The following is an 8,791-nucleotide window of genomic DNA, read 5'->3' as shown; positions in this document are numbered from 1 at the left end:
CGGCGAACTCACCCTCACCCAGCACACCGCCAACCGGGCCCTGGCCGCAGCCCGGGCACCGGTCGAACGCGGCATGGCACGGCTGAAGTCCTGGCCTTCCGCAGATCCCGCATCAGCCCCAACCGCATGACCGTCATCGCCAAAGCCGTCCTCACCCTGGAGAGGCAACGCTGAAAGACCTCAGTGGCACCAGTCGCATGGAGTTGGTGGATGCTCATTTCGGACTCCGCCCGCGTGGTGGCGGAGGCGGAGGCGGCCAAGAACGGCAACGGGTTCGTCGTCGCACCGGTGATGCGGAACCTGATGACGCACGCGGTGGCGATGGCCTGGCTCGTCGACGAACGCACCGCCTACCCAGACCTTGAGGTCGTCCGGCTGCCGAACGAGATCCGCAACACCGCCGACCTGATGGCGGCGTTCGGGGAGCAGGAAGGCTCCGGTCACCCACGCTGAAAACGCTTAGTGGAACCGGGCGTCCACCCGAGACGGCACTCGGGCCCTCAGCCTGCCCAGCCTCGGCCACCGACTCCGCCAGCGGCCGCTCAAGAAAGATCGAGGCTAGCAGCCATTCCGCTGGAGGCAATCAGCGACGTCGGCCTGGGCCGCGACGATCTGCTCCAGAAGACGGGCGAGTTGGAACTGCAGCTGCTTCATCGCGTTGGGGTCGTTGTCGTTGGCGGGCATGCTGTCCAGCAGCTCGTTGATCTTCTGCTGTAGGTCCTTGACCTTGTTGATCTCGTTCGCGCATAGCTCCGCACATCGTGTGCCGCCAATAACACCCTCGATGGCGTCGACTATGTCTTGAACGGCATCACGGATCTTCTGCGACAACAATCGCATGCGATCCTTGAGACCTTTCAGCGTCTCTTTGGCTGCTCGCTGCCAGATCGGGTTGGAGGTGATGACTATGAGCAACGCCAGGATGAAGATGAGAACAATGATCAAGGGAACCACTTGCACCGCCCCGAGCAGGGTCAAGCGGATGCGGTCGACCGGGGCGATGAGGTTCGGAACCGGGTTGGCGAAGTTACTGGCGCCGGCAACGCGTTCAGTCGGAGCAAGCGCGGAGAAGTCGCTGCGAATATCTTCGAAATCGGCAGCCAGGTCGCCCGGCGTCCCGGGAGGCGTCGGCGCAGTCAGAATGGGGAAGCCTTGCTCCTGCACGATCGTCGCATAGAGACTGCTGCTGACTTCATCGAGCCGGGTGAAGCTTGGCCCTGACGGGTCGATCCTGCCATCGACCGGTAGGCCAGGATTCTGCTGCTGGAATGCCGAGATTGCCGCGATGGTCTTGGGACCGACCAGCCCGTCAACGTCAAGCGGAACGTGGCCTGCTGCGATCTGCAGATCGCTCAGCAGACGCTGCACCGCCATGACGTCGTCCGGACCGTTGATACCGCCCTGTCCAACAGATCCGCTGATCACAGTGACCTCCCTAGTATTGGGACGCAGCGCAATTTCACCATCGGCTGCGAAAACCCAGTGGCTGCGAGACGCTTACCGTTTGCAGCAGGGGCGGAGTTGATGGCCGCCCTGAACCGATCTAGTCATGTTGGAGACTCGAATCATTGTGTTCTCTCTGGGACATAGTGCTGGTCTTAGTTGATGGCCTCATATTCCGCGGTCGGGTCGATGGCCACGGCCAATGACATACGACCCGATACGCTTCTTCACCTGGAGAGTGCTTCTTTCCGTGCAGCCAACAGGACCCTCGACAAGTCCTATCGCTGTAGGTCAGGAGCGCTCTCCGTTTATTTGATCAAGTCTCGGACACCCCACCACGTGAAAGCGAGGCTAACCAAGAAGTTGACTCGCTGTACGGAAAGTTGAAGGGTGGATCGGCCTCCGATTGCAGGGCGTGCGCAAGGTGACAGCCGCCCGTCGAGGTGCAGTGATCTACTTCAGGGTCACGCCAAGTGGAAATGATCGCAACTTTTGTCATCACACCGCTACTTGGGCGAGAGCTACGCCCAAGTAGCGATTAGAAAGGACATAAGGAATTGGCCGTCAGATCGACAGATGGCGCCTGACCAGCACGAGCATGCTGGCCACCGGCCGCTTCCCGGCACTGGCCAAGGCCGTGTACGACGGCACGGACGTGAACGGGCTGTCCGCTCTCTCTCCAGTGGCTGGTCAGGCTCCTGTGCACGCGCCCGGATGGCTGGCAACTCAGCGACGACGTGGCTGACTTCTGCGCGCCCGAGCCGAAGACTTCCTACGCTCGCGGCCTGTCCTACAGGTCTCCAGCGCACCGGAAGCCGGTCAGGGCCGACACCGCGAAGGGTGGGGCGCGCCGGGCGCGGCCCATGGGTTCGACGGTCGACATGTCCGCGCGTTGGTGGTCACCGAGGCCGACAGGACACGCGTGGACCCGGGGCGGGCGGCCGAACGAATCCGTGCCGAAAGGCGAAAGGGGTTCCCCTACTTGATGGCATTGCGTAATTGGCCTGTCCTGCATTAGCGTTGGCGTCATGACTGCCGGGTCGGCCTTGGGCCATGAGCGAGTTGGGTGCCCGGCCTCCGAGTGAGGCCGGGGTGGGCCAGAGGCCCGCCTCCACCGGTGCCGCGTGAATTGTCCGCGCACCTCTTCGTGTCAGGTTTTTTCCGCGTTCTCCACGCGCTGACGTCCGCGTGCTCGTCCACGCGTTCGTCGCGTCCGCCCGCCCGCCTGCGCGCCTTCACCTCTTCACACGCCCGCGTGCACGCACGTCGCCCCGCACCGGCGCGGCCCCTCGGCGTCCCCTAATGCTCGCTGACGCCCGCCGACGCCCCGTCGTGCCCTTTCGCGCCGCTGCCCTCGACGCCCGGCGCGCATTCACCCCGAACACCCACGGCGATTCCCCCTGCCCGAAAACAGGTGGAATTCACGGAAGAAGAAGGAAGAGAATGCCCAACCACTTCAATCAGCAGGTCATCGACGAGTTCCGCGCCAACGCCGGACAGGTCGGCGGTTATTTCGAGGGAGCGCGTCTGCTCCTGCTGACCACGACCGGCGCGCGTTCCGGAGCCCCGCACACCACCCCTGTCGGCTACTACCCCGACGGCGGCGAGCGCGTGTTCGTCATCGCCTCGGCCGGGGGCGCCCCCGCGCACCCGGACTGGTTCCACAACCTCGTCGCGCACCCCCGGCTGACCGTCGAGACCGGCGTGTTCACCTACGAGGCGGAGGCGGTCGTCCTCGACGGCGCGGAGCGCGACCGTGTCTTCGCGCGGGCGGTCGAAGCGGACCCGGGCTGGGCCGCGTACCAGGCGAAGACGGACCGGGTCATCCCGGTGGTCGCCTTGCACGAGGTGGCGAAGGACGGGCCTCCGCGGAGCACCGCGAGCACCATGGGCGAGTACCTGAGGATCGTGCACGACGCCTTCCGGCGCGAACTCGTCCTGATCCGGAAGGAGACCGCTTCCCACGTGAGCGGCGTCGGCACCGGCGGCCGCGCCCCGCTCGGCGCCCAGCTGCGCGTCAACTGCCTCACACTCTGCCAGGGCCTCCACAACCACCACGCCGGCGAGGACCTGGCCCTCTTCCCTCTCGTCGCCGACCGCCACCCCGAGCTGGCCCCGGCCCTGGCCCGGCTGCGCGGGGAGCACGAGCGGATCGCGGCGCTCCTGGACGAGCTCCGTACGGCCCTCACGGGCCCGGGCGACGGTACCGCCGGGGAGCCGGGCCTCGGCCCCGCCCGCCTGCTGGCCGAGGTCGACCGCCTCACCGCCGAACTCGAAGCCCACCTCCGCTACGAGGAGGAGCAGCTCATCCCGCTCCTCGACGCCGTGCCCGCCCCATAGAGCGAGGGGGGTGAAACCGCCATGGTCACCCGCCACCGATTCCGGTGGCAGCATCCGGCCATTCGCGCGCCGCGTCCCAGAACGTATCGAAAAGCCTCCGGCGCCGGCCGATGACATCACGCGCCCGTTCGCCGTCGTCCCCATGCCAACGCGTCAGCAAGGAATCGTAGCCGAGCAGGTCCAGCAGCTTATCGGTGTCGCGTCCCTCCGACGGCTCGGGGTCATCCGTACCGTACGGGTTGGGACGCAACTCGATCTTGTCGTAGATACCCTCGAATACTCTGTCGTTGTTCACCAGATAGAGCTTGAGCGACGGCGACATATGCATGACACGGAACTCGACCGACAGAGTCCCCCAGCCTCTGGCCTCCAGTCTGTCGACAAGCCCTTCGAGATCAGCCCGGTATCCCGCTATCTGTTGTCGCAACGAACGCCGAAATCCGGGTGCGTCCATGACCTTCCCCGCTCGCACCAGACCAGGCACTTCCATGGGTCTGGTGAAATCCGGAAGCAGGATTCTCAGACGCACAGCTCTCGGAGCGTTGGGTGAGGTGCGCTCCAGAAGCTTCTTGACCGGCCGCACGAACGTCTCTCCGGTGAAGCCCATGACCGCGAAATCCACGTTCCCGCCCGCTTCGAGCGCCTTCTTGAACTCGGCTTTCAGTTCCTCCGGAGTGACCATGCTCCCTTCGCGGGGGCCCAGCGCCCTGCTGAGTCGCTGAACCTCCGCGTCCCATCGCCGAGCGGTGGCGAGAAGGAGGTCCCTGCCTTCCCGCTGCGTGGCGTAGGCCGCGTTCAGCCGTTGGACTTCCGCGTAGAGCAGGTAACCCACCAGGCTGAGCAGCGCCCCGCCGATGTAGACCTTGCCCTCCAGCGCGTCTCCCACCGGTTTGACGAACTGCGCGACGAGCCCGATGAGGAAGATGGCCAGCAGGAGAGTCCTCGTCACCCCGCTCTCCGCCCGGTCCCAGCCCGCTGCCACTCTTCGGCTCAACGACGACCTCGTGTCGGGCACCAAATCCCCCTCGCCAGCACCGGAGTTGAACGCGCCTGCCCATGGTGCCGGGCAAGGGGGCCATCAGGAAGGGGGCGAAGGAATCATGTCCGTCAGAAGATCCGCGATGTGCGCGCCGGCAACCCCGCGCCTGCCACTCCCGCGTACCGCTCCCGGCGAAGGCGAAGGCGAAGGCCCGCCGCCGCGGGATCCACTGCGGCGGGTCAGCCACGTCCACGGTCGCCGTCTTCCGCACGCGTGGTGACGTCCTGGTCGTGCCACACGCGCAGTGCCTTCACCGCGCCTTCCAGGTCCAGTACCTCCATCAGGCGCAACGGCTCACGCGCGAGTCCTATCGCCGTCTGAATCCGTCGGCCCGCTCTGTGGAACTGTTCCTCGTCCGGTCGCTCCGGAAGGCCGATCGCGACGCGCATCACATCGGCGAAGACCGACTGGGCGTATTCGAAGTCCGTGTACACGCGTAGGTCGTCGTCGATGCCGGCTGTCAGTTCCCGTTGCCCCGACCGCGTCATCGCCCTCACCCACAGCTCCTTCATACGCTGCCGTTCGTGCTTGTCGTACCTCATACGCACCAGGTGCGTGGCGAGGTCGTGCACAGGGTCTCCGAGTATCGCCAGCTCCCAGTCGATGACCACGAGTCGGCCCTTGTCGACCAGCGCGTTGGCGCGGTGGACGTCGGTGTGAAGAAGCCTGAAAGGGCGCGGGGTGAGGCCGCGGTGGCGCTGCGCGAAGTCCTCCAGTGCGTCTTCGGGAATTCTGAGAGCGTCAAAGAGAGTGCCGAAGCGGCGGAGGTTGGCCCGGTGAACCCTTTCCTGATGGAAACGGGCCAGCCAGCGGAGAAACCCGTCGCTGTCGCCGTCGTCCGGCCAGTCGTCTGGACGGGGCGGAAGTGCGCCGACCGGCACCTGGGTGGTCCTGGCGAAGAACTGCGCGAAGGAGTCCATGAGTTCCTCCCCGACCGGGGAGAAAGGCGCCTCGCTGAGCACCTTTCCCGGCCGGAAGGAATGCAGGGACAGGGAACCGAAATCGACCAGACATGCGGGTGCTTCCCGCAGATACCGGGAGACGACCCGCAGTACGTCACCCTCCCGGGGCCAGATACGCGGGACCACTTCCACCGTGTCCAACGGCTCCCTCAGTTTGGCTCGCGCGAAGGGTGCCGCGCCCACCAGAAGGGCGAGTCCCACACCCAGGGGGAGAACGTGGTTGACGTTGTGGTGGCCCCGGATGACCTCGTCACAGAAGCGCCGTCGTCTGGAGTGCACGAGACGGAGAACAAGCGTCCGATACGCTCGGTGGATCAGACGGGCCGGCATGGCCAGAATCTAGCGTCTCACTGGGGCACCACGAGCACCGGGTGTACGCGATTCATCCAGTCGCCGCACGGGAATGTCACGTACTGGACAGATCTGGGCCGAGCGATTCCCACAGGGCGTCGAACCAGTTCTGTGACTCGGCGACGAACAACGCGTCCCGGCCGCCGTTGCTCTTGTGGAACGAGAAGAGTGTGGAATGCGTTCCCCACGCGTCACGCAGTTCCATGGTGCTCCCCTCCACCTCCTCGGTCCTCTTCGCGATCGTGTAGTGCGCGACGAGTGCTTCGCTGCCGTTGAGGAGATAGACCTTCTGGTAGGGCGTGTTCTCCACGACCCGGAAGGTCACCGACGCCGGGATGCCGTTCGCCCTGGCGAGCCGGCGAAAGATCCCTCTCAGCACGGTGACCTGCTCCATGTGCTGCCTCATCGACCGTTCGTGCACCGCGGCGTCCACCCGCTCGTCGTGTCCCCAGCCGTCGTAGGGAGCGGGGTAGAGAAGTTTCATCTCCTTGCGCGGCAACACGATCCGAGCCGTGATCGACCCGGGCCGGGCACGTCCCGCCTCGATCAGCCTCATGGGCGCGTCCATCGACAGCATCAGGGTCTCCGCCGTCAGACATACGGCATCGATCCGCACGTCCGTGGCCTCGCTGAAGGCCGCCTCGAGCCGCGGGGCGAGACCCACCAGGGTGGACCGGGGCTGCGCGTGGACGGTGGCCGAGGGACCGGCGATGCCGGCCCGCACGCCCTTGCCCCTGTCGGTGACGAGGCCCTCGGCCCTCAGGCTGCGCAGGGCCTGCCGCACCGTGCCCCGCCCGACACCGAACTCCTCCGCCAGCTCCGCCTGAGTGGGCAGGCTGTCGTCCGCGGTGAGTTCCCCCGCACGGATGCGCTCCCGGATGATGTCGGCGATCTCCTGCGGCGAAACCTCGTCACTGCCGTTCACCGCTGTGTGTCTCCCTGGTTTCTGTCCCATGCCAAGCAGGAACGACGGTACGTCGGCCGGCGGCCGGCTCTGCCGCCTCCTCGATGTCGAGAAGGCGGGGATCAGACTCGTTGACGCAGCAGGCGCAGCACCGGCTCCATGGAAGCCACCGTGACGCGGACGCCGGCGTCCCGCAGCAGCTTCTCCTTCCGTTCGTTGCGCGCGAATCCGAGGAACGGGACTCCCGCGCTCACGGCCGCGGCGTAGTCGGACGGCGCGTCGCCGATCATCAGTGCGTCGCGGGCCGCGGCACCCATCGCGTTCAGCGCCCGGTTCAGGCAGTACGGGTTCGGCTTCAGCAGGTCCAGATCAGTGCTGCGGCCGTAGACGTGCGGGGCGAAGCACTCGGTGAGCCCCCGGGAGGCCAGGTACCGCGTCACCGTCGTGGGCGCGTTGTTGCTGGCCACGGCCAGCCTGGCACCGAGGGCACACCAGGTCCGCACCAGGGGGTCCGCGAAGGCGGTGGGCATGGCGGAGGAAGCGGCCTTGAGCTCCTGCTGGGTGAGCCGCTGCTCCAGCTCGGCCACGAGATCACTGCGCGGGTGGCGCCGGTTGACCGCGTAGAGGACCACCATGGGGTCCGCTTGGAGGCGTTCCTGCTCGGTCAGCAGCCCGGACAGCCCCTGCCGCTCCAGCCAGTCCACCAGGTCACGGGCTACTCGCTCGGCCTTGTGCCCCGCGAACAGGCGGCATATCGGGCCGTCGAAGTCGAACAGCACATGGCGGACGGGCGAGATCAGTTCTCGCAGTTTCTCTGTCTCTTCCGCGGCCAGTTCGGTCTGCTTCGTATCAGGAGTCACTAGGAAAGTGTCAGGTCCGTCGTGATGGTTTCCCAGAGGGCGTCGAACCACTTCTGCGATTGCTCCACGAACGCGGCGTCGCGCTGCCCGGCTCGTCTGTCGAAGGAGAAGAGGAGGGACTGGGCGCCGAGGGTGTCGAACATCTCCATCGTGCCGCTCTCCACCTCCTCCTCGCGCCGCATGAGCATGTAGTACGCCATCAGCGCCTCCGATCCGTTGAGCAGGTACAGCTTCACGGGCGGGGTGAAGGGCAGGGCCCGGAAGGTGACGTGGACGTCGATGCCGTGCGAGTGGCGCAGGGCCCGGAGGTTGTGGCGCAGCACGTGGCCCTGGGCGTTGCGCTGGGCCAGCCAGCGTTCGTGGATCGGGTCGTCCTCGCCGCCGGCGTCCACCTGGGCGGGGAACGCCAGGTTGATCTCGCGGCTGGGCAGCATGATCCGTACGTCGATCTTCTCCGGGCGGATACGGCCCTCGTGGATCATGCGGACCGGCTCGCCCAGGGCCAGCATCAGCGTCTCGGCGGTGAGGCAGGCGACGTCCACGCGCACGTGCGGCTCGGCGAACGCTTCCGCCAGCCGCGGCGCGAGGCCGACCATCGTCGGCTGGGGTCCGCTGCGCGCCGGTGCCGGCGCGGCGACGCGGGGCGGGCTGCCCTTGCTGACGTTGCTGAGGAGTCCGTCGTCCTGAAGTGCCCGCAGGGCCTGGCGCACGGTGCCGCGCTCGACGCCGAACTCCTCCGCGAGCTCGGCCTGCGTGGGCAGGCGGTCCCCGGCCTTGAGCTCCCCGGCACGGATACGGTCCCGGAGCCGGTTGGCGATCTCCTGCGGCGAGAGCCTTCTGCTGCCGTTCACTGCAACGTTCTCCTGGGTCACAACCAAACGCTACAACTTAC

At 66.5% G+C, this 8,791-nt stretch carries 8 protein-coding genes and 1 pseudogene; 3 read left to right on the top strand and 6 right to left on the bottom strand.

Annotated elements, in window-relative coordinates:
• Positions 1 to 174: pseudogene (locus ACFY93_RS31875) on the top strand (transposase family protein); the annotation flags it as partial.
• 36 nt (positions 175 to 210) lie between these two features.
• Positions 211 to 453: a hypothetical protein gene (locus ACFY93_RS31870; RefSeq protein WP_391365386.1), complete on the top strand. Its 243-nt coding sequence runs from the start codon at positions 211 to 213 to the stop codon at positions 451 to 453.
• Between the two features lie 105 nt (positions 454 to 558).
• Here the strand turns inward: ACFY93_RS31870 and ACFY93_RS31865 are convergent, their stop codons facing one another.
• Positions 559 to 1,425 (bottom strand): peptidoglycan-binding protein, encoded by an 867-nt coding sequence (locus ACFY93_RS31865; RefSeq protein ID WP_391365385.1) that lies wholly within the window; start codon positions 1,423 to 1,425, stop codon positions 559 to 561.
• Between the two features lie 1,461 nt (positions 1,426 to 2,886).
• Between ACFY93_RS31865 and ACFY93_RS31860 the strand changes: the two genes are divergently transcribed.
• Positions 2,887 to 3,783 (top strand): nitroreductase/quinone reductase family protein, encoded by an 897-nt coding sequence (locus ACFY93_RS31860; protein ID WP_391365384.1) that lies wholly within the window; start codon positions 2,887 to 2,889, stop codon positions 3,781 to 3,783.
• A gap of 25 nt (positions 3,784 to 3,808) precedes the next feature.
• Here ACFY93_RS31860 and ACFY93_RS31855 read toward each other — a convergent pair whose 3' ends face one another.
• The 5 genes from ACFY93_RS31855 to ACFY93_RS31835 form a co-directional block, all read right to left on the bottom strand.
• Positions 3,809 to 4,732, bottom strand: a complete 924-nt coding sequence (locus ACFY93_RS31855; protein WP_391365383.1) for an ATP/GTP-binding protein — start codon at positions 4,730 to 4,732, stop codon at positions 3,809 to 3,811.
• 269 nt (positions 4,733 to 5,001) lie between these two features.
• A complete protein-coding gene (locus ACFY93_RS31850) occupies positions 5,002 to 6,114 on the bottom strand; it encodes a phosphotransferase (protein ID WP_391365382.1) in 1,113 nt (370 codons plus the stop codon).
• Positions 6,115 to 6,190: 76 nt separating this feature from the next.
• Positions 6,191 to 7,060, bottom strand: a complete 870-nt coding sequence (locus tag ACFY93_RS31845) for a GntR family transcriptional regulator (RefSeq protein WP_391365381.1) — start codon at positions 7,058 to 7,060, stop codon at positions 6,191 to 6,193.
• Positions 7,061 to 7,161: 101 nt separating this feature from the next.
• On the bottom strand, positions 7,162 to 7,899 hold the full coding sequence (locus ACFY93_RS31840; protein ID WP_391365380.1) for an HAD family hydrolase: 738 nt from the start codon (positions 7,897 to 7,899) through the stop codon (positions 7,162 to 7,164).
• Entirely contained in the window at positions 7,899 to 8,777 is an 879-nt protein-coding gene (locus ACFY93_RS31835) for a GntR family transcriptional regulator (RefSeq protein ID WP_391365379.1), read from the bottom strand. The genes ACFY93_RS31840 and ACFY93_RS31835 overlap by 1 nt, the downstream gene beginning before the upstream one ends.
• Between the last annotated feature and the right edge of the window lie 14 nt (positions 8,778 to 8,791).

The organism is Streptomyces sp. NPDC008313 (assembly GCF_042956125.1).
Classification (GTDB): domain Bacteria; phylum Actinomycetota; class Actinomycetes; order Streptomycetales; family Streptomycetaceae; genus Streptomyces.
This window is presented reverse-complemented; position numbering and strand designations above follow the sequence as displayed.

Excerpts from the sequence above, each read along its gene's own strand:
- ACFY93_RS31870 (WP_391365386.1), top strand. The coding sequence starts at position 211 with ATGCTCATTTCGGACTCCGCCCGCGTGGTGGCGGAGGCGGAGGCGGCC.
- ACFY93_RS31860 (WP_391365384.1), top strand. The coding sequence starts at position 2,887 with ATGCCCAACCACTTCAATCAGCAGGTCATCGACGAGTTCCGCGCCAAC.
- ACFY93_RS31850 (WP_391365382.1), bottom strand. The coding sequence starts at position 6,114 with ATGCCGGCCCGTCTGATCCACCGAGCGTATCGGACGCTTGTTCTCCGT.